Origin of the sequence: Streptomyces sp. NRRL S-340 (assembly GCF_000720185.1) — a bacterium.
Taxonomy (GTDB): domain Bacteria; phylum Actinomycetota; class Actinomycetes; order Streptomycetales; family Streptomycetaceae; genus Streptomyces.
The window spans coordinates 1-942 of sequence record NZ_JOIY01000103.1; the positions used below are offsets into that span (position 1 = coordinate 1).

Consider the following 942-nt stretch of genomic DNA (forward strand, 5'->3'; position numbering starts at 1 on the left):
CGACGATGGCGAAGGGCGCCCGTTGGTCAGTGTGTGAAGACAAACCTGGACGCCCTTCTGGCGGCACTGTACGTGTTCATCGACGACCATGTGGCGCCTTGTCGCCGGATCGGGCGACCCCCGAAACTGACGGACGCCGAACTGCTATGCCTGGCCGTCTGCCAGGTCCTCCTCGGGTTTCCCTCGGCCCGGCACTGGATCCGCTTCGCCCATGCCCGGCTGGGCCACCTGTTCCGGTACCTGCCCCAGCAGTCCGCCTACAACAAGCGCCTGAACGCTGCCGGACCGCTGATCAGCCGCGTGATCGAGGCGCTGGCCCGGCAGGTGCCGACCTGGAACGACGACCTGCGGTTGATCGACTCCACCCCTCTGCCCTGCGCGGCCTCCCGCGAGACCGTCAAACGCTCCGACCTGGCCGGGCACTGCGGATACGGCTTCTGCCGCAGCCACTCCCGCTTCTTCTGGGGCTTGCGGCTCTACCTGGTCACCACAGCGGAGGGCATGCCCGTCACCTGGTGCCTGGCCAACCCGAAGATCGGCGAGCGGGAGGTGATGGCCGCGCTACTGGAGCGCGACCACCACCTCGTCCGCCAAGGGCAGGTGATCCTCGCGGACAAGGGCTTCGCGGGCAAGGAGTTCGAAGCGTTCGTCGCCGAGCGGCTCGGTGCTCACCTGGTGCGGCCGGACCGGAAGGACGAGCCGGTTCGGCACGGCAAGATCGCCCGAGTCCGTCAATGGATCGAGGCCGTCATCGACACCCTCAAAGGCCAGCTCAGCCTCGAACAGCACGGCGGCAGAACCCCTGCCGGAGTCTTCGCACGCACCGGCCAACGACTCCTGGCCCTCGCCGCATGCATCTGGCACAACTGGACCACCGGCACCGCAGTCAAACGATCACTGATCGCCTACGACCACTGAAGACATCGGACTCATTCATCTAGG

General features: G+C 66.8%; 1 protein-coding gene. It reads left to right on the forward strand.

All coding sequences use genetic code 11. The features are described 5' to 3' along the window. Positions 1–33: 33 nt before the first annotated feature. Positions 34–918 (forward strand): IS982 family transposase, encoded by an 885-nt coding sequence (locus tag IG64_RS37135; protein ID WP_037864938.1) that lies wholly within the window; start codon positions 34–36, stop codon positions 916–918. The last annotated feature ends 24 nt before the right edge of the window (positions 919–942 follow it).